This is a genomic window from Flavobacterium sp. R1_16 (assembly GCF_057652095.1).
Genome location: NZ_JBYFCG010000007.1, coordinates 40,212 through 58,298, shown reverse-complemented (window position 1 = coordinate 58,298; position 18,087 = coordinate 40,212). Strand labels below are relative to the sequence as shown.

Below are 18,087 nucleotides of genomic sequence, written 5' to 3'. Positions count from 1 at the left end.
TTGTAACAACTGGAATTTATTCCCATTCAATTGTTGCTGGTGGTTTCGAGCTAATATCATACACCACTCTATTCACTCCTTTTACTTTATTGATAATATCATTTGACACCTTCATCAAGAAATCATACGGTAAATGAACCCAATCGGCCGTCATACCATCTGTTGATTCTACGGCTCTGAGTGCTACTACTTTTTCATAAGTACGTTCGTCTCCCATCACTCCTACACTATTTACAGGCAATAAAATTGCTCCAGCTTGCCAAACCTTATCGTACAATCCCCAAGATTTTAATCCGTCAATAAACACAGCATCAACTTCTTGCAATATACGAACTTTTTCTAAAGTTATATCACCTAAAATTCGAATTGATAATCCTGGTCCTGGAAAAGGATGTCTACCTAATAATTCTGGGTCAATTCCTAATGTTGCGCCTACTCTTCGCACCTCATCTTTGAAAAGCATTCGTAAAGGTTCCACTATTTTTAACTTCATAAAATCAGGTAATCCACCAACGTTATGATGTGACTTGATGGTTGCAGAAGGCCCTTTTACTGAAACCGACTCAATAACATCGGGGTAAATGGTCCCTTGCGCAAGCCATTTAACATCTTCTATTTTATGTGCTTCATCATCAAAAACTTCGATAAAAGCATTTCCAATAGCTTTTCTTTTCAACTCTGGATCGGTAATTCCTGCCAAAGCATCATAAAAGCGTTGCGACGCATCTACTCCTTTCACATTCAGGCCCATTCCTTCGTATTGATTCAAAACGTTTTGAAATTCATTCTTACGAAGTAAACCGTTGTTAACAAAAATGCAATATAAATTTTTACCAATAGCTTTATTCAACAAGACCGCAGCTACAGTTGAATCTACTCCTCCTGAAAGTCCCAAAACCACTTTATCGTTTCCGATTTTTTCTTTCATTTCGGTTACTATCTCCTCGACAAAAGCATTGGGCGTGAAATTTTGAGGAACATGAGCAATATTCACTAAAAAATTTTCCAATAGCTGCTTTCCATCGGTAGAATGATATACCTCTGGATGAAATTGAATAGCATAAGTAGTCTCTCCTTCAATTCTATAGGCTGCATTTTGAACATCGTGGGTGCTCGCCAATCGAATTCCATTAGTTGGTAGTTTTTTGATGGTGTCGCTATGAGACATCCAAACCTGAGAATTTTCAGGAATTCCTTCAAAAAATTGCTCGTCGCTTTTTATGTAGGATAAATTGGCTCTCCCATATTCTCTCGTATTAGATGGAGCTACTTCACCACCACTGAAATGAGCCAAATATTGTGCCCCATAACAAACAGAAAGTAAGGGCAATTTACCTCTTATCTCAGACAAATCTGGATGTAAGGCATCTTCAGACCTCACCGAATAAGGGCTGCCTGATAAAATTACCGCTTTGTAACTGGATAAATCACTAGGAACATGATTGAAGGGAAAAATTTCGCAGAATATATTTAATTCGCGAACTCGTCGGGCAATAAGTTGTGTGTATTGTGACCCGAAATCTAAAATAAGTACGTTGTGTTGCATGCGCAAAAATACCTTTTATATTCGAATTTTAAAATTTGGATATTTAAAAAGTAGTTTTTTATTTTAGATACCTATACTTTGTTCAGTCTTGAAATTAATACTATTCATCGTAATCTATTAGAAACCAAAAAAGACAACTTTTTATATTTAAAGTTCTAATTTGTAAAGTTATTGGGGCAGATTATAATCTTAAAGTCGATGTTTATTGGTTTTTCTCCTCCAAAGATTTCATCTTCTTTTATTTAAGATTATTTAAGCTTTGTTACGTTACAGAAAAAAATGAATGGGTTATAAATGTATTTTTCGTTGATAACTTTATTTAAATGTATTTTCAAAAAGTATTAATTTTATTAAAACAATTTCTAAATGAAAGAAAAGAAAAAAACTTATAAAATTAATGGCTGGAAGTATACAATCGAAAAAAATGAAATTGAGGATAAAATAGTTCATGAACAAAAAATTGTACCTAACAAAAATATAACAGTTCCAGATTTTTTTTATAAATACTATTCATTTGATAGAGCAATAGAATTATTAGAAAAATCAAAAATCTTTTTATCACATCCAAATGATTTTAACGATCCAATGGACTGTGCCGATTTTTTAATAGATTTCGATAAAATATGCAAAGAAGACTTCGCAAAAATTTTAGAATTAAAAGAAGGCGACACATTTCTAAAAATACCTTTTCAAGAGCTAAGCGATTATTTTAGTAATCCGGAGAAAAAGAAATTTTTAATTAAGAAATCAAAATTTTATTTTAGACAGAAATTTTATGCTTTCATAGGGATTTTCTGCGTTTGTGATTCGTATAAAAATTATAGACTGTGGTCATATTATACAAATCACAAAGGAGTTTCCTTTAAATTTAATACAAATGAATTGAAAAAAATGGAGTTAATGAATGGTCCATTTCCAATTCATTATCAAAAAAATATGAAATCTATTGATTTAAATGAATATGATGATGTTTTATGTAAATTATATCAAACCAATGTTAAAAATAAATTTTGGGCGGAGGAAAAGGAATGGAGATTTGTTTATCAATCAGTAAGACCCTTTAAATCTCCTATCCATTATAAAAAAATGCATGAGGAAAAAGCTGAATCAAGGTTAATTGATATTGATATAAATGTTATAAATACAGTCTATCTAGGGCATAATTTTTTTACTGATTTTGAAATAATAGACAATAATATGTTTGATTTTTCTCATAATCAAACAATTAGAGAAGACTATATTATTGAAAGAAAAAAGAAGTTTAAATTTTTTGAAAAAATTTACGAAATGGGAATCCAAATTATTTGGATAAGATTTTTATTTAGTAATGATAGTCAATCAACTACAAATTCTATTTCTTACAGAGAAAAAGAAATAAAAATTTTAAAAATTGAGGATAATAAAATTCATTATGAGTAACCGCTCTGGGTGGGAGAGTTATTCCTTAACGAATTTAACATCGTATTTACTATCTTCAGAAAGGATTTGAATTATATATATTCCGCTTTGTAAATTTTGTACTTTAATGTGCGAAAAGTCCTTATTTTGTTGTAAAACAATCTTTCCGTAAGTATCAATTATTTTTATCTGCATAATATTTTTATTTCGTATGTCATCTATTTGAATTAAATCTTTTGCTGGATTGGGATATACAAAAAAACGATTATTCATGATGATATCTTTAATACTAAGATTTGCACAGTTTATTAGAGCAGGCACATATGAACTTATTTGTGCGCCTGTTTTATATCCTAATTGACGATGTATGTTATAACCCCAAGACCATATTGAATTATCAGCTTTTATAGCAACTGTATGATATGCCCCTGAAATTGCAAATTGCCAATTTTCATCAATACCTATTTGATTTGGTTTACTATTGCTATAAACGGCTGTTCCATTCCCTAATTGACCTAAATAGTTATAACCCCATGACCAAATTGTTCCGTTAGATTTTATAGCAATACTGAAATTTTGACCAGCACTAACTGTTTTCCAGTTTGTTTGAGTGCCAATTTGAGTAGGGATTTTCTTGTTTACCGTTGTTCCGTCACCTAATTGTCCATACTCATTATTACCCCAAGCCCACAAAGTTCCATTATTTTTTATAGCAATTACATGAGTACTGCCAGTTGAAACAGATTGCCAATCATTATCTATTCCAATTTGAACAGGGATAATTTTATCTATTGTTGTACCGTCACCTAGCTGAAAAACATTGTTACTACCCCAACCCCACAATGTACCATTTGTTTTCAAACCAATTGTAAAGTTGCTTCCTGATGTATGAGCAATTGAAAGCCAATTGTTATGGTTCCCTATTTGAATTAAAGTATTTTTGTCTTGAAGTGTTCCATCACCTAATTGGCCTTGAGAATTGTTTCCACATGCCCATAAGGTTCCATTATTTTTTATAGCAAATGTTTGAGCGTATCCAGCAGCTATATATTTCCAATCAAAGTCACTACCAACTTGAGTAGGTGTTATATGATTGGTATTTGTACCATTGCCTAATTGCCCATAAAGATTACCAATACCTCCTGAATCTGTTGCCCAAGACCATAATGTTCCATTTTTTTTTATTGCGAGAGAGTGTCCCATACCTGCTGAAATTGATTGCCAATCTGTGTTTGTATCTAGTTCCATCGGAGTATAGCCTGCACCTTCGATTAAACCCCAACCCCACAATGTTCCATCTGTCTTTATTGCATTATTTTGTAAACCACTCGCAGTAATAGATTGCCAACATTGGCCATAAACCATAGTATTTAATAATACTAAAAAAAATAAAGTAGTTTTTATTTTCATGCTTTTAATTTTTAATTTCCACCCCAAATATATAAATATATTACAAACTAATCATGTATGATTATATAAATCGTAAAGGATTAGAGGATTTTTACAGAACTAAAACAATAGTTCCTGTAATAATTGATTTACACGAAAGACAAAGAGTATCTAATTAAATTCGGTAAGCATTTAAAAAAAATGCGAGAGGGAAAAAATATGTCCCAAGAAGAACTTGCTAACAGAGCAGAAGTATCTCTGCCACAAATCACCCGAATTGAAAGAGGCACAATAAACCCAACTATTTGTACAATAAAATCATTAGCAATTGGTTTAGAAATTCAAACTGCTTTAATGTTTGAATTTGAAAAGGAAAAATAAAAGAATTCCATACTTCCAAAAAAAAATAATATCTTTAATCATTACAATATTTATCTTTTATTCTCTTTGTTTTTGTAACAGAATAAACTTATTTAAAATTATTTGTATAATTACTGAACTACTATAATCAAATTCTTATTATTCCATTTATTTATTGCAAACCAAAATACTTATTTAAAAAATATTTCGTTATTCACATTATGAAAAAAAGACTGTTCATAAATAAATTTCGTTTTACAGTAGCTTTTTGAAAATTTATGCATTTTTGTAAACGTATTAAATAACTACACTTTTTTATGGTAATTTTAAATTTTTTATTGCAAGCAAATCCAGTAACCGACAGCCTTGCTACTGCTGCTACAAATCTAGCAACCACTGATGTTAGTATTACAGAAAACATTTCTTATTTAGAATTTTTACTAAAAGGTGGGGTAATGATTTTCCCGCTAATCGTACTGCTTTTTTATTGTGTTTACGTAATTATTGAGCGCTACTTATCGATACAAAAAGCGTCAAAACAAGATATCAATTTGGTTAATGATATCAAAATGCAATTAAAAGCCGGCAAATTGGACAATGCCATTATGCTATGTAGTAGAGAAAATACAGCATCAGGGAATATCTTAAGAAGTGGAGTTTCCCTCATTGGAAGACCAATCAGCGAAATTGAATCTGCCATGGAAAAGACGGCAAATATCGAAATTGCTCAAATGGAAAAAGGATTGGGTCATTTAGGATTAATTTCAGGTATCGCACCAATTCTTGGATTCATTGGAACCATATCAGGGGTTATCAAAATTTTTCATACCATTTCTAATACAGGAAATCTAAATATCCAAACTATTTCTGGAGGATTATATGAAAAAATGATTAGTAGTGGTGCTGGTCTAGTCGTTGGTGTTATTGCTTACTGCGCTTACCATTTATTCAATATGATGATTGACAATTTTACATTGAAAGTACAAAGACAAACATTAGAAATCATTAATGTAATTCAAGAACCACAAAATGGCAATTAAGAGAAATAAACGTTTTCATCCCGAAATACCTACTTCGTCTTTGAGCGATATTATGTTCTTTTTGTTTTTGTTTTTCCTTATTATATCCACTTTAGCAAATCCTAACGTTATAAAATTAACGTTGCCCAAAGCAAAATCAAACGAAACTACAAACAAAGACCATATCTCGTTATCTGTAACCGAGGATAAAATCTATTATGTCAATAAGGAAGAGGTTCCTTTTGAACAACTAGAACAGGTTTTATACGAAAAAACAACCGCAGCTAATGACAAAGTTGTTGTGGTTCGAGTTCCTGCAGATAATAAAGTGCAAGATTTAGTTGACTTGATGCAACTAGGAGTCAAATTGAAACTGAATTTCGTGATTGCAACAACAAAATAAGATTATAAAACCTATCAAATTTGATAGGTTTTTTTATATTTTTATTCCCTTAAAAAATTCTAATTTGATTTCGTTAACTGAGAAATTTTCAATCACAACTTTTCTTAAATGGATAATAATCTGTTTAATAATTGGAATTCTTTCGGGTTCGGCATCGACAGTTTTTCTGGTTTCTTTACATTGGATTACAAATTACAGAGAAAGTAATTCATGGCTCATTACACTACTTCCTTTGGGCGGATTACTGATTGGTTTCCTATATCATTACTATGGAAAAGAAGCTGTAAAAGGGAACAATCTCCTGTTAGAAGAATACGAAAATCCTAAAAAACCGATTCCTCTAATAATGGCACCATTAGTTTTGGTGGGAACTTTAATAACTCATCTTGTTGGAGGTTCAGCAGGTCGTGAAGGAACCGCTGTGCAAATGGGCGGAGCAATAGCTGACCAATTCACATCTCTATTCAAACTCGATAATTCTGAGCGAAAAACGATTTTGATTCTGGGAATTAGTGCAGGGTTTGCTTCCGTTTTTGGGACACCCTTGGCAGGTGCTATATTTGCTTTAGAAGTTGTTTATTTCAGTAAGATTAATTTTAAAAGCATCTTGACTACTTTCTTGGTGGCCTACGTAGCATTTCATACCGTTGAATTTTGGCAAGTACAACATACTCATTATGCAATAAACAGTTTACCTGACACCAACTGGCTGAACCTTTTCTGGATTATTCTTTCTGGAATTCTATTTGGTCTAACTGCCATGCTATTCTCTAAAACTGCGCATTTCTGGCATCGTTTGTTTTCTAAATCCATACGCTATGCTCCAATTCGTCCATTTGTAGGAGGGATACTACTTGCATTTAGCATCTACTTAATTGGCACAACTAAATATATCGGTTTAGGAATTCCAGTTATCCTGGAAGCTTTCCAGCATCCTAGTGCAAATTTTGATTTTTTACTCAAAATTCTCTTCACAGGATTTACTCTTGGAGCGGGTTTTAAAGGAGGCGAAGTAACTCCGCTATTCTTTATTGGAGCGACATTAGGAAGTGCGCTATCAGTTATAATCCCTTTACCAATAGCTCTTATGGCGGGAATGGGATTTGTTGCTGTTTTCTCAGGTGCAACGCATACACCTATCGCTTGTACGGTTATGGGAATGGAACTTTTTGGGGTGGAATATGGTATTTATATTGCAATTGCTTGTATTACTGCCTACTTCTTTTCTGGAAGAATCGGTATTTATGGCTCACAAATTGTGAAGGGGCCTAAACATCATCTGTATCAAAAATGGAGAAAGAATGATTTGGAAGATTTATAAAATTTGAAATCTTAGATTATTCTTAAATATTTTCAAGATTAGGCTAAAAAAATGTAAATTCGCTGCCTATGAAAAAAGAAGAGTATACAGCACTGAGTGAATTACTTTTAACTCCAAAAAAAATAGTAATTATTCCTCACCGAAGCCCTGATGGAGATGCCATGGGGTCTAGTTTGGCCATGTATCATTTTCTTTTAAAATTAGGTCACAATACCACCGTTATTGCGCCAAATGAGTTTCCTAGTTTCTTAGATTGGTTACCTGCTGCTGAGAATGTTTTAGTCTATGAAAATGATAAAGAGAACACTACTAAAATTTTACAGGAAGCAGAACTTGTATTTACATTAGATTTTAATGCGCTACATCGCACTGGTGAAATGGAACAGGTTTTAAACAAACTAAAAGCCATTTTTATTATGATTGACCATCATCAAAGTCCTGATGATTTTGCTCAATTTACCTATTCCGATACCAATTTTGGTTCTACTTGTGAGATGATTTACAATTTCATCCTGCAACTTGACAAAAAAGAGTTGCTCGACAAAACAATCGCCAACTGTATTTATACTGGAATTCTAACCGATTCGGGTTCATTTCGATTTCCGAAAACAACAGGAACAACCCATAGAATTATTGCTGATTTAATTGATTTAGGTGCCGAAAACACTACAATCCCAACGCTTCTTTTCGATAATAATTCTTACGAACGCCTACAGTTATTGGGAAGAGCTTTACAGAACATGAAAGTTTTTCCAAAATACAAAACCACCTACATATCTCTTTCTCAACAAGAATTAGATACTTTTCATTATGTAAAAGGTGATACTGAGGGAATAGTTAATTATGGATTGACAATAAAAGGCATCGTTTTTGCTGCCATTTTCATCGAACATAAAGATGAAAAAATCATAAAAATTTCGTTCCGATCTCAAGGTGATTTTGATGTAAATCAATTTGCGAGAGAACATTTTAATGGTGGTGGACATATTAATGCTGCAGGAGGTAAATCGAATCTGTCGTTAAACGATACCATCTCCAAATTTGAACAACTAATCACCCAAATAAAAATATAACTGAAATGAAATTCATTACAAAAATACTATTCGCCATCTTTACGGCTGTCATTCTTTCTTGTTGTTCGCAACAGCAGCAAGCACGCAGACCTATTTCTCAATCCTCTGGAACTTTTTTAAAAGAATCTATTGAAAGAAACAAAAAACTAGTTTCAGTAGAAGAAGCCAAGATTGATTCTATCATTAAAAGTGATCCTAGCATAAAATATATTGCCTCTAATAAAGGCTATTGGTACCGATACGATACCAAAAACACCCGAGACACTTTACGTCCTAAAAAAGGAGATATCGCTCATTTTAATTATGAAATTAAAGATTTAGACGGAAACGTCATTTACTCTGAACTTGAACTAAGACCACAAACCTATCATGTAGATAAAGAGCAAAAAATGATTATGGGTTTACGACATGGGCTAAAATTGATGCGAAAAAATGAAACGGTTACCTTTCTATTTCCATCGCACATGGGCTATGGATATCATGGTGACAATAGAAGAATTGGTCATAACCAACCTCTTATTTATACGGTAACCTTGAATGATTTTGCACCAGAGTCAGTAGTCAATGATGAGCCTGTAAAACAAATTAAAACAACAACTGAATAAAAGAATGAAAAAAACAATTTCTCTACTACTGATTCTAAGTACTTTATTTATCTCCTGCAAAGACAAACACAGTAAACTACCTGATGGTTTATATGCAGACATTGAAACCAATAAAGGGTCTATTGTCGTTCAACTTGATTTTGAAAAAGCACCAATAACAGTAGCTAACTTTGTAAGCCTCGCAGAAGGTAAAAATACCTTTGTAAGCGAAGAATTTAAAGGCAAACCTTTCTATGAAGGATTGAAATTTCACCGAGTGATTAAAGATTTTATGATTCAAGGTGGTGACCCTCTTGGAGATGGATCTGGTGATACAGGTTACAAATTTAGAGATGAAATCTCCGATTTGCGTTTTGATGATGTAGGTGTTTTAGCTATGGCAAATTCAGGTCCAGGAACCAATAGCTGTCAATTTTTTATCACTCATGTTCCCACACCTTGGCTAGAAGGGAAACACACTATTTTTGGTCATGTGGTTGAAAACGGAATGGACGTGGTCAACAAAATAGAACAAGATGATTTCATTAAAAAAATCACTATCATCCAAAAAGGAGAAAAAGCAAAACGCTTTGATGCCGTTAAATATTTCACTGATTTTTTTGTTCATGAAGCAGAAAATTTAAAAAAACAAGCCCTGATCGATGCTGAAAATAAAAAAATCTATGATGCTAAATACAAGATTGTTAAAGACCAGAAAGTAGCCTATTTTGAAACCATTAAAAAATCAGCTACTAAAACAAATTCTGGTTTGCGCTATAAAATCATAACCAAAGGAACTGGTAAAAAGCCAAAAGAAGGAACAACCGTATACATTCATTACTCTGGATTTCTAGAAAATGGTGAATTGTTTGATAGCAGTGTTGCCAATGTGGCGGCAAGTTTCGGTAAATTTGACGCTCAAAGAGCTCAGGCAAAACAATACATTCCAATTCCTTTTGAGGCAGGAAGAAAAGATGGAATGATTCCGGGATTTATAGAAGGAATAGAGAAACTGTCCTTTGGAGACAAAGCCGTTATATTTATTCCATCGAATTTGGCGTATGGTGAACAAGGTGCTGGCGGAGTTATTCCTCCAAATGCCAACATCATTTTTGAAGTAGAACTTCTAGAAACAATGACTCAACAATAATCAATTTATAAAAGGGAAAAACCTGAAAATCCCTGCATTTGCGAATTAAGTAAGGAATATTAATCAGTGAAAAATGAAAATTAAAGTTATCGTTTTATTATTTTTAGGAATGATGAGTGGTTTCGCTCAAAATACAAAAAAACCAGTTGGAACCAAAAAAGCTGTGACTACAACACCAGCAAAAAAAACAACCCCTGCAGCATCAAATGAAGGAATTTTTGCAGAAATTGAAACCGCAAGAGGCAAAATTGTAATTCAGCTGGAATACAAAAGAACACCAATTACTGTTGCCAATTTCATCTCACTAGCAGAAGGAAAAAACACTTTTGTAACCGATGAAAAATTAAAGGGCAAACCCTATTTTGATGGATTAAAATTTCACAGAGTGATTAAAGATTTCATGATTCAAGGTGGTGACCCTAATGGAAACGGTACTGGTGGAGCTGGTTACAGTTTTAAAGACGAATTTATTCCTGAAATGAAATTTGACAAAGCTGGAATTCTAGCCATGGCAAATTCAGGTCCTGGAACCAACAGTAGCCAATTTTTTATCACACACAAAGACACACCGTGGTTGAATGGAAAGCATACCATTTTTGGTTATGTAACTTCTGGACAAGATGTGGTAAACGCCATTGCTCAAGACGATGTGATGAACAAAATCACCATTGTCAGAAAAGGAGTTGAAGCTAAAAAATTTGATGCTGTAAAAGTGTTTTCAGATTATTTTGCTAACAAAGCTGAAGATGATAAAAAACAAGCTGCTATTGAAGCTGAGGCCAGAGCCAAACAAGCACAGCAAGAAGCTGAAGCTAAAAAAATATACGACGAAAAATATGCTCCTGTAAAAGCGGACAAAGTAAAATATTTTGCAGCAGCTAGAGCAACAGCAACCAAATCAGAGACAGGTTTAGAAAGTAAAATTACTCAAACGGGATCAGGTAAAAAACCAGCTGAAGGCTCAACCATATACATTCACTATGCAGGCTATTTAGAAGACGGTAGCCTTTTTGACAGTAGTGTGGAAGAAGTTGCCAAAGCTTATGGAAAATTTGACCAAAACAGAGCCAGCCAAAACGGCTACAACCCTTTCCCATTCACTGCTGGAAAAAAAGATGGTTTAATCCCAGGATTCTTAGAAGGAATTAGCAATTTATCTTTTGGAGATAAAGCCATTTTATTCATTCCATCTCAATTGGGTTATGGAGAAAGAGGAGCAGGAAACGTAATTCCAGGTAATGCCAATATCATTTTCGAAGTAGAATTATTAGAGTCCATACCTGAGAAAAAGTAAGTTCTTATCAGCAGATGTATACCATTTATGTTTATTAATAAGTCTAATAAAAGCAACCATTAAAAATTTAAACAATTAAGAAAATTAAGTCTTAATAACCCGATTTGCAAAAGCTTTCGAGACGAGCAGGCGAAGCAAACTTAACTTTCTTAATGGTTCAAAAAAATAAACCTGTCTTATATTAATAATCGGTATTAGAAAAAGCGTAGAAAAATCTTCTACGCTTTTTTTGTATCCTCACCAATCCTGCTTACTGAACACTGACCATTGCCAACTGACCACTAATCAAAACTTCCAGTCAAATTCATCTTTGTTAGTAATAATAGCTCCTACCTCTACTTTTACCACCTCATCAAATTCCGTTTGCAGAATAAGCCAGTTGTCTTCATTAAAATAGTTTTCAAAAGTATCAAATGCTTCTTGAGTGAATTTCACAAGTCCTTTTTCAGCCAATTCTTTTTTGGCATCTCCAATAGTTTTACCAATAACAGAAACACCCATTAGGTCTAACGCTACACTCGAAGCCACAATATAGCCTAGCCGTAACGCTTCCTCTTGATAAAATGTCAAACGCATTTTTTGAGCGTTATAAACAAAAATCACATTATCGTCTTCGTCTTTATAGTTCTTATCTGGCTTTCCATAAATAGCAATAACATCACTCTGTTTCATCCCAAACAAGAGTTTGTCAATTCCTGATTTTAGATTTATTTTCATATTGTATATTATTTTTTTCAAAGGTATTCCTTTTTGAGATGAATTTTTCTCAAAGTTCAAAATAGAATCTTATTGAAGAAATAAAAAGACATGTCTCATACAATTTAAATTTGTTTACTTTTGAAAATACAAACAAGTACAAACGACTATAATCGCTTGTAAGTAATTATATTTGGGACATGCGCCAATTTATGAGTTGGCAGACAGTTTCGAGCGACAGAAATACCTAAATAAAAAGATTTCAAAACATTTAAAATTTTACTTAAATTATAATTTATGACATTTTCACTACAAACGAAGCGATTCAATCAAATTAACAGAAGAAAAGAACAAATTAAAATCTTTAATACTTTAAAAAATATTAAAAAAATTTATTTTCTATTTGCATTTTGCATAAGTTTTGTGTCATATTCACAAAATTTAAGTTTAAATCAAATTTTAGAAATAAGAGGTAAAGGAGTAGAATTTGCTGAAGGATATTTAATAAAGAATAATTGGGATTTGTATCAAACCAAAAAAATAGAAGAAAATGGAAATTTAATTTTAACTTTTGTTTATAACAAAAACTACTATCCAATACAAGAAAGTTCAATACTAGGATTTGTATATAATACGGAAATAGATGACGGTGTAACGTCATTACAAATTATAGATAAAACTAAATATTTTGAATATATTAATTCAATAAAAAGTTTTGGTTGTCAATTAGTGAGTTCAGAATTAGAAGAAAATAAAATAATAAAAGTTTACAAAGGTAAAACAACAACATTCGAAATTATTTCACAAAGAACTCCGGAATCAATATCAACCATTTGGACTTTAAACATCTACAAAAATGATGTGTATTACCAACTATTTTTAAATAGAATGGACGAAAAATTAAATGAATTGGAGAAAAATCAAAAATAAAACCTGATAGACCTGATAACCGATAGCGCATTCTATGATAAAAATCAACTAAAATTAAAATTATGACTAAAAAACAATGGCAAGATTTATACAATATTCTTGATAGAACTCATTCCGATTTTTTACTTTCATATCCGACTTACAGAAATGGCAAAAATAAAAAAATAAGAAGTGATGCTGAAAGACAAATGGATAATGCAATCCGTTTGGCTGACCATCACGTTCGAAATAATTGGGAAGTTTATGAACTTTACACTGGTGGACCTGACGTTTCTGATTACGGAAGAGCAGTAATTTATGAAGAGTTTTGTCGCCCATCGTATTTTGGAGGAGATATGAGCAAATTATTGATGCAAATACGAGAAAAAATAAATAGTTTAGAAGATTAAACATAACCCCGATAGCGCGGACAACACCCAAAAACTCCTTGTATGGAAATCACATTCAATAAAATAATACTCTCGCTACTTTTAGGATGTACTTTGCATGTGACATTGGGTCAAAGCAATACAAAATTTTGCAAAGCCATTGAAAAAGAGCATTTCAAAAAAATTGAGTGCTTGCTCAAGCAACAAGTGCGACATCATAAAAACGGACAACGCTATTACAATGGAGCAGGCAGTGGCTATCAAACCAACTTTACTCCCGCTCTTGATAGCATAACCAATTGGTTCAAAAATCAAAGCTGTGTCGCTGATACCTATTGGGACAGATGTGAGAACAAGATAGCCATTTATCCCGGCTGGTCTATAATAGGAGTGAAATTCAAAACAAAAAATGGAATCGTAGAAAAATGCTACTCCATTCAGCTTGGAACAACAGGAAAAATCAATCTTTTCGGTTGGAGACCGCAACTATTCAAAACCAAAAACAAATTGGTTTATAAAAAGAGCTACGATTGTGAAGGCTTTATCGAACAGCAAAAATTGAATTGTTTTCCTTACTCCAAAAAAGATATCATTGTCCCTTCAAAACTCATAGGAAAATGGAAATCCATAAAGCAACCCAAAGAAGTATCCAACGAAGAAATTGAATTTAAAATCAATTCAATCAATGAACTCGAATTGCACATCAATCCCAGTTTTATTTACCAATTTGGTACTCATGTTTCAAAAACCGCCCTCTTAGGTTCGGGTTATATGGCCAATTGGCCTCCTTATAATTGTTTTGTAACACAACTGGATAACAATTCCATTCAAATTGAGTATGTCAGTTTTGGTAGCGAAGCGCAAACCATTAGCTACATCCGTTCCGATTAAAATTTAAGTTGCTTTTGTGGCCTAAAAACTTATTCCATCTTTTTCTTTAAAAGGTCTCTCACTTCCTCAAACCATTCTTTTCGCAGAATACTTAGTACAATACTATCGCGCCGAAGCTCACTTTCAAAAGTGGGCATGTTGCTTCGTAGAACACCGTCAACCTTGCAACCAATACTCAACATCGCAGCTTTGCTTCGTTCGTTACCATTATCGGCACGAAATTCCACGCGCTCCATTCCTAAAGTTTCAAAAGCGTACTCGAGTAAGAGAAACTTACAATTTTTATTCAAACCCGTTCCCTGAAAATCCTTACCGTACCAAGTATAACCCAACTGAATTGTTTTAAAACCATAATTGATATCATAAAAACGAGTACTACCTGCATATTTCCCTGTACGTTTATCAAATACAATAAAAGGAAATTCTGTTCCATTGGCTCTCGCTCGCAATGCAATTTGAATGTAATTTTCTAAATTTTCCTTTCCATTCGCCCGAACTAAAGAATACTTCCAAAGCTCTGGTTCGTTGATAGAAAAAGGCAAAAGATGTTTTACATCCGTTTCCTGTAGAGGTCTTAACAGTACAGCCTCATTCTCGAGAACTAGATTAGAAGGTATAGTCATTAAAAATGTAATTAATATTCAAATACTCCATATTCACTTTTAATAGTAAGCTTTTTAGAATTTGACGCTTCTACCCTACCGATAATTTGTGCATCAATCCCAAACGACTCTGAAATGGAGATAATATCATTGGCTAAAGATTCTGGCAAATACAACTCCATGCGATGACCACAGTTAAATACTTGATACATTTCTTTCCAATCGGTTTTGGATTGCTCTTGAATCAGTTGGAACAAAGGCGGAACTGGAAACAAATTGTCTTTTATAATATGAAGATGATTTATGAAGTGTAAAATTTTGGTTTGGGCTCCACCACTACAATGTACCATTCCGTGAATGTCTTTTGCGGTATATTTAGATAAAATACTTTTAATGACAGGTGCATACGTTCGTGTTGGCGATAGCACTAATTTACCAGCATCCAAAGGAGCATTGGCAACGGCATCGGTCAATTTTACCTTACCCGAATAAATTAATTCCGCAGGCACCAAGGCGTCAAAACTCTCTGGATATTTCTGAGCCAAATAGTTATCAAAAACATCATGTCGTGCAGATGTTAGTCCGTTACTTCCCATACCGCCATTATAGGCTTTTTCATATTTGGCTTGACCGAAAGAGGCCAAACCTACTATAACGTCACCCGCTTGAATATTGGCATTATCAATTACATCACTGCGCTTCATTCTGGCTGTAACAGTTGAATCGACAATGATGGTTCGAACAATATCGCCAACATCGGCTGTTTCGCCACCTGTAGAATGAATCGTTACTCCAAAAGTTTTTAATTCAGCAATTAATTCTTCAGTTCCGTTGATAATAGCCGAAATTACTTCTGCTGGAATGAGGTTTTTATTCCTGCCAATGGTGGAGGAAAGCATTATATTATCAGTTGCACCTACGCACAATAAATCGTCAATATTCATAATTAAAGCATCTTGTGCAATCCCTTTCCAAACCGATATATCTCCTGTTTCTTTCCAGTACATATAGGCCAATGCCGATTTTGTTCCGGCACCATCTGCATGCATGATAAGGCAATACTCCTCATCTTGGGTTAAATAATCAGGGACAATTTTACAGAAAGCGTTTGGAAATAGACCTTTGTCGATGTTTTTTATAGCATTATGCACATCTTCTTTCGAAGCCGAAACGCCACGAAGTGCATATCGTTTTGAAGTATCTGAACTCATTTGTTGTAGTTAGTTGTGCCTGTCAGCCGACAGGTAAATTGTTGTTGGGCAAAGATAGGAATATGATTTGGGATTTAAGATTTCAGATTTGGGATTTATTTTCAATTAATTTTCCAAAATCAAAATTTCTACTCTACGATTTTCATTCGCTTCTTGTTCTGACTTTTCGGGAATGGGATGGATAGGTCTTGTAATACCGAAACCTTTGTAGGAAAGTCTTTTTCTATTGATTTTATTTTGAATAAGAAAGGTATAAACCGCTCTGGCTCTTAATGTTGAAATGTCTTCAAAATCTCCAACTAGCTGACAACAAATATGACCTTGTATTTGGATTTTTAAATTGGGATGGTCTTCTAAAACACATAGCAATTCATACATTGTTGGTTTCGACTCTGGGACGATTCGTGGCGAACGATTTTTAAAATAAATATTTTTCAGTACAATAACATCTCCGACTTTTGCATTTTTAACCTTCTCCTCAAGCGTTTTACTTTCATCTACTTCAGCAAGTGCTGGTTCTGTTTTTTTAATTTCTTGATAAAAAATAGTCACTTTCCTATTCTCCGATTGCACTTTGGATTGCTTGAAATCTTCGCCAAAACCTTTCACTTCATAAGTATCAAGAACTTTTATTTTACTTTTAATAAGAAAATCATATACTGCTTTAACTCGTTTAAGCGAAAGAGTATCGTTATAATTGTTGGTTCCTTTCCAATCACAATAACCGTATATTTTAGTAACTTCAATGTTTTTGTTGGTGCCCATCCAATTTTCTAACTTTTGTTGGGATGCAGTAGTAATATCGGATTTATTGAAGTCAAAAAAGACTTCTATCTTCTCCTGAGCCGAAAGTGATAGCGCGTAAAAGAAGAAAATAAAAGTCAGTTGTTTCATTATAATTTTTTTAATTCGCAACAATTAAAATCTCAACTCTTCTGTTAGCAGAGCGTTGGGCTTCATCTTTTTCAGGTAGCACATAAATGGGTTGTGTACTTCCGAATCCTTTAAAAGTAATTCTTTCCTCATTAATCCCGTTGGCAACTAGAAAATTATTTACAGCTTTCGCCCGCTGCGTTGATAAATCCAATCTGTCCGTTGGCATACAGCACAAATGTCCTTGAATCTCGATCTTGAGATTAGGATTGTTTTTCATTACCAATAATAGCTCATACATTTTCCCTTTTGACTGAGGAACAACTATATAGGTGTTAATTATAAAATTTAAATTTTCAAGTTTCAATTTTTGTCCAACACCCGCTTCAGTCATTTTCTGCATAAAATCTACATCTAATTTGTATTCCGATTTACTTCCATCAGGGTTGTCAAAAACCAATTTTTCAGGATATTTTATAACGGCTTTGGGTAGTTGAATTGGCTCTTCTTTTATACCTAAAATTTCATTTTCTCTAGATAAATCATTGGCTTCATTGTAAAACAAAGTTACTTTCCTATTTTCGGCTTTTATTTTAGACAGTCTATGTAATTCTCCAAAACTTCTAGTTTTGAAATCATCTCGAATGGCAATCTTGTTTTTAATGAATGTGTAAACAAAATTAATTCTGTTTTTGGCTAAAGTATCATTGAAACTGCTACTGCCATCCTCATCGCAAAATCCGTGTATTCCAACGATTTTAACTTTAGGATTTAAAGAAATCCACTGATTTAATTTACTGGTTTCTAAGGGAGTTAATTCGTATTTATTACTGTCAAAATATATCGAAAATTGGCTTTGACCTATTGCTAAGGTAGAAAAACTTAAGGAAAGGAGTACCAGAATAAAAAATTTCATTTTGCGTATATTGATTAACGAAAGTTACAAAAAAAACTAACAAAAACACCCGAACCATTTCAA

The 18,087-nt window shown here is 33.2% G+C and carries 19 protein-coding genes; 12 read left to right on the top strand and 7 right to left on the bottom strand.

The window, feature by feature from the left end; genetic code table 11:
- Positions 1-16 precede the first annotated feature (16 nt).
- Positions 17-1,546, bottom strand: a complete 1,530-nt coding sequence (guaA, locus tag AC23L6_RS11320) for a glutamine-hydrolyzing GMP synthase (RefSeq protein WP_487562543.1) — start codon at positions 1,544-1,546, stop codon at positions 17-19.
- Positions 1,547-1,912: 366 nt separating this feature from the next.
- On the opposite strand from guaA, the gene AC23L6_RS11315 reads away from it, so the two are divergent.
- On the top strand, positions 1,913-2,965 hold the full coding sequence (locus tag AC23L6_RS11315; RefSeq protein ID WP_487562544.1) for a DUF2971 domain-containing protein: 1,053 nt from the start codon (positions 1,913-1,915) through the stop codon (positions 2,963-2,965).
- 18 nt (positions 2,966-2,983) lie between these two features.
- Here the strand turns inward: AC23L6_RS11315 and AC23L6_RS11310 are convergent, their stop codons facing one another.
- Positions 2,984-4,354 carry an RCC1 domain-containing protein gene (locus tag AC23L6_RS11310; protein WP_487562545.1) on the bottom strand — a complete coding sequence of 457 codons (1,371 nt, stop codon included), beginning with the start codon at positions 4,352-4,354 and terminating at the stop codon, positions 2,984-2,986.
- 123 nt (positions 4,355-4,477) lie between these two features.
- Between AC23L6_RS11310 and AC23L6_RS11305 the strand changes: the two genes are divergently transcribed.
- The 8 genes from AC23L6_RS11305 (at position 4,478) to AC23L6_RS11270 (ending at position 11,537) form a co-directional block, all read left to right on the top strand.
- Positions 4,478-4,714: a helix-turn-helix domain-containing protein gene (locus AC23L6_RS11305; RefSeq protein WP_487562546.1), complete on the top strand. Its 237-nt coding sequence runs from the start codon at positions 4,478-4,480 to the stop codon at positions 4,712-4,714.
- A 296-nt stretch (positions 4,715-5,010) separates the two neighbouring features.
- Entirely contained in the window at positions 5,011-5,733 is a 723-nt protein-coding gene (locus AC23L6_RS11300) for a MotA/TolQ/ExbB proton channel family protein (RefSeq protein ID WP_487562547.1), read from the top strand.
- Positions 5,723-6,115, top strand: coding sequence for an ExbD/TolR family protein (locus AC23L6_RS11295; RefSeq protein WP_487562548.1), 393 nt, complete (start codon positions 5,723-5,725; stop codon positions 6,113-6,115). Before AC23L6_RS11300 ends, AC23L6_RS11295 begins: the two co-directional genes overlap by 11 nt.
- A gap of 64 nt (positions 6,116-6,179) precedes the next feature.
- Positions 6,180-7,436, top strand: a complete 1,257-nt coding sequence (locus tag AC23L6_RS11290) for a chloride channel protein (protein ID WP_487562549.1) — start codon at positions 6,180-6,182, stop codon at positions 7,434-7,436.
- Between the two features lie 68 nt (positions 7,437-7,504).
- Entirely contained in the window at positions 7,505-8,509 is a 1,005-nt protein-coding gene (locus AC23L6_RS11285) for a DHH family phosphoesterase (protein ID WP_487562550.1), read from the top strand.
- A 5-nt stretch (positions 8,510-8,514) separates the two neighbouring features.
- The gene (gene gldI / locus AC23L6_RS11280) at positions 8,515-9,114 is read left to right on the top strand and encodes a gliding motility-associated peptidyl-prolyl isomerase GldI (protein ID WP_487562551.1); all 600 of its coding nucleotides are present in this window, start codon (positions 8,515-8,517) and stop codon (positions 9,112-9,114) included.
- Between the two features lie 4 nt (positions 9,115-9,118).
- Positions 9,119-10,243, top strand: coding sequence for a peptidylprolyl isomerase (locus AC23L6_RS11275; protein ID WP_487562552.1), 1,125 nt, complete (start codon positions 9,119-9,121; stop codon positions 10,241-10,243).
- Positions 10,244-10,316: 73 nt separating this feature from the next.
- The gene (locus AC23L6_RS11270; RefSeq protein WP_487562553.1) at positions 10,317-11,537 is read left to right on the top strand and encodes a peptidylprolyl isomerase; all 1,221 of its coding nucleotides are present in this window, start codon (positions 10,317-10,319) and stop codon (positions 11,535-11,537) included.
- Positions 11,538-11,822: 285 nt separating this feature from the next.
- Here the strand turns inward: AC23L6_RS11270 and AC23L6_RS11265 are convergent, their stop codons facing one another.
- Complete coding sequence (locus AC23L6_RS11265) at positions 11,823-12,254, bottom strand: hypothetical protein (RefSeq protein ID WP_487562554.1); 432 nt, start codon at positions 12,252-12,254, stop codon at positions 11,823-11,825.
- A gap of 276 nt (positions 12,255-12,530) precedes the next feature.
- On the opposite strand from AC23L6_RS11265, the gene AC23L6_RS11260 reads away from it, so the two are divergent.
- The 3 genes from AC23L6_RS11260 (at position 12,531) to AC23L6_RS11250 (ending at position 14,422) form a co-directional block, all read left to right on the top strand.
- Positions 12,531-13,163 carry a hypothetical protein gene (locus tag AC23L6_RS11260; protein WP_487562555.1) on the top strand — a complete coding sequence of 211 codons (633 nt, stop codon included), beginning with the start codon at positions 12,531-12,533 and terminating at the stop codon, positions 13,161-13,163.
- A gap of 62 nt (positions 13,164-13,225) precedes the next feature.
- Positions 13,226-13,552, top strand: a complete 327-nt coding sequence (locus AC23L6_RS11255; protein WP_487562556.1) for a hypothetical protein — start codon at positions 13,226-13,228, stop codon at positions 13,550-13,552.
- A gap of 42 nt (positions 13,553-13,594) precedes the next feature.
- On the top strand, positions 13,595-14,422 hold the full coding sequence (locus AC23L6_RS11250; protein ID WP_487562557.1) for a hypothetical protein: 828 nt from the start codon (positions 13,595-13,597) through the stop codon (positions 14,420-14,422).
- A 29-nt stretch (positions 14,423-14,451) separates the two neighbouring features.
- On the opposite strand, the gene AC23L6_RS11245 is transcribed toward AC23L6_RS11250, so the two are convergent.
- The 4 genes from AC23L6_RS11245 to AC23L6_RS11230 all read right to left on the bottom strand — a co-directional run bounded on the left by AC23L6_RS11245 (position 14,452) and on the right by AC23L6_RS11230 (position 18,024).
- Positions 14,452-15,045 (bottom strand): GNAT family N-acetyltransferase, encoded by a 594-nt coding sequence (locus AC23L6_RS11245; protein WP_487562558.1) that lies wholly within the window; start codon positions 15,043-15,045, stop codon positions 14,452-14,454.
- 11 nt (positions 15,046-15,056) lie between these two features.
- Positions 15,057-16,235 (bottom strand): AIR synthase related protein, encoded by a 1,179-nt coding sequence (locus AC23L6_RS11240; protein WP_487562559.1) that lies wholly within the window; start codon positions 16,233-16,235, stop codon positions 15,057-15,059.
- Positions 16,236-16,340: 105 nt separating this feature from the next.
- Positions 16,341-17,129, bottom strand: coding sequence for an OmpA family protein (locus AC23L6_RS11235; protein WP_487562560.1), 789 nt, complete (start codon positions 17,127-17,129; stop codon positions 16,341-16,343).
- A gap of 10 nt (positions 17,130-17,139) precedes the next feature.
- Entirely contained in the window at positions 17,140-18,024 is an 885-nt protein-coding gene (locus AC23L6_RS11230) for an OmpA family protein (RefSeq protein ID WP_487562561.1), read from the bottom strand.
- Positions 18,025-18,087: the final 63 nt, after the last annotated feature.

Excerpts from the sequence above, each read along its gene's own strand:
- AC23L6_RS11285 (WP_487562550.1), top strand. The coding sequence starts at position 7,505 with ATGAAAAAAGAAGAGTATACAGCACTGAGTGAATTACTTTTAACTCCA.
- AC23L6_RS11295 (WP_487562548.1), top strand. The coding sequence starts at position 5,723 with ATGGCAATTAAGAGAAATAAACGTTTTCATCCCGAAATACCTACTTCG.
- AC23L6_RS11270 (WP_487562553.1), top strand. The coding sequence starts at position 10,317 with ATGAAAATTAAAGTTATCGTTTTATTATTTTTAGGAATGATGAGTGGT.
- AC23L6_RS11230 (WP_487562561.1), bottom strand. The coding sequence starts at position 18,024 with ATGAAATTTTTTATTCTGGTACTCCTTTCCTTAAGTTTTTCTACCTTA.
- AC23L6_RS11275 (WP_487562552.1), top strand. The coding sequence starts at position 9,119 with ATGAAAAAAACAATTTCTCTACTACTGATTCTAAGTACTTTATTTATC.
- gldI (WP_487562551.1), top strand. The coding sequence starts at position 8,515 with ATGAAATTCATTACAAAAATACTATTCGCCATCTTTACGGCTGTCATT.
- AC23L6_RS11240 (WP_487562559.1), bottom strand. The coding sequence starts at position 16,235 with ATGAGTTCAGATACTTCAAAACGATATGCACTTCGTGGCGTTTCGGCT.
- AC23L6_RS11300 (WP_487562547.1), top strand. The coding sequence starts at position 5,011 with ATGGTAATTTTAAATTTTTTATTGCAAGCAAATCCAGTAACCGACAGC.
- guaA (WP_487562543.1), bottom strand. The coding sequence starts at position 1,546 with ATGCAACACAACGTACTTATTTTAGATTTCGGGTCACAATACACACAA.
- AC23L6_RS11255 (WP_487562556.1), top strand. The coding sequence starts at position 13,226 with ATGACTAAAAAACAATGGCAAGATTTATACAATATTCTTGATAGAACT.
- AC23L6_RS11250 (WP_487562557.1), top strand. The coding sequence starts at position 13,595 with ATGGAAATCACATTCAATAAAATAATACTCTCGCTACTTTTAGGATGT.
- AC23L6_RS11315 (WP_487562544.1), top strand. The coding sequence starts at position 1,913 with ATGAAAGAAAAGAAAAAAACTTATAAAATTAATGGCTGGAAGTATACA.
- AC23L6_RS11235 (WP_487562560.1), bottom strand. The coding sequence starts at position 17,129 with ATGAAACAACTGACTTTTATTTTCTTCTTTTACGCGCTATCACTTTCG.
- AC23L6_RS11310 (WP_487562545.1), bottom strand. The coding sequence starts at position 4,354 with ATGAAAATAAAAACTACTTTATTTTTTTTAGTATTATTAAATACTATG.
- AC23L6_RS11260 (WP_487562555.1), top strand. The coding sequence starts at position 12,531 with ATGACATTTTCACTACAAACGAAGCGATTCAATCAAATTAACAGAAGA.
- AC23L6_RS11245 (WP_487562558.1), bottom strand. The coding sequence starts at position 15,045 with ATGACTATACCTTCTAATCTAGTTCTCGAGAATGAGGCTGTACTGTTA.
- AC23L6_RS11265 (WP_487562554.1), bottom strand. The coding sequence starts at position 12,254 with ATGAAAATAAATCTAAAATCAGGAATTGACAAACTCTTGTTTGGGATG.